This window comes from Pseudoalteromonas sp. MER144-MNA-CIBAN-0113, from assembly GCF_040308965.1.
Taxonomy (GTDB): Bacteria; Pseudomonadota; Gammaproteobacteria; order Enterobacterales; family Alteromonadaceae; genus Pseudoalteromonas; species Pseudoalteromonas tetraodonis.
This window is the reverse complement of the sequence record NZ_JBEOOG010000245.1, coordinates 1-327: the sequence shown is the minus strand read 5'-3', so window position 1 is coordinate 327 and position 327 is coordinate 1. Positions and strand designations below refer to the sequence as shown.

Below are 327 nucleotides of genomic sequence, written 5' to 3'. Positions count from 1 at the left end.
AGCGTAAGTAGTTGGGAAACTCATACTTAATAAAGGTAAATGTACCTTATCTTCCATTGAAATATATCTATCAGCATCTAGTGTTACAGCTGTTTTTTCTACTGTAGGGATTTCAGGGCCTTTTGGAATTGGTGCAAAGTATTTAGTAACTAATGGCAGTATTTCATTAGCGTTGATATCGCCACCAATAGTAAGCGTTGCATTATTAGGACCATACCACTTTAAAAAGAATGCTTTTAAATCATTTACATTTACGCGATTAAGATCGTCCATAAAACCAATTACTGGCCATGAATATGGATGACCATCTGGATACATCGCTTGAGC

Annotated in this window: 1 protein-coding gene; it reads right to left on the bottom strand. The window is 35.8% G+C overall.

The features are described 5' to 3' along the window. Window positions 1-327 (bottom strand): M16 family metallopeptidase (locus tag AAEY57_RS19565; protein ID WP_350608614.1); only part of this gene is annotated, 327 nt, incomplete at both ends.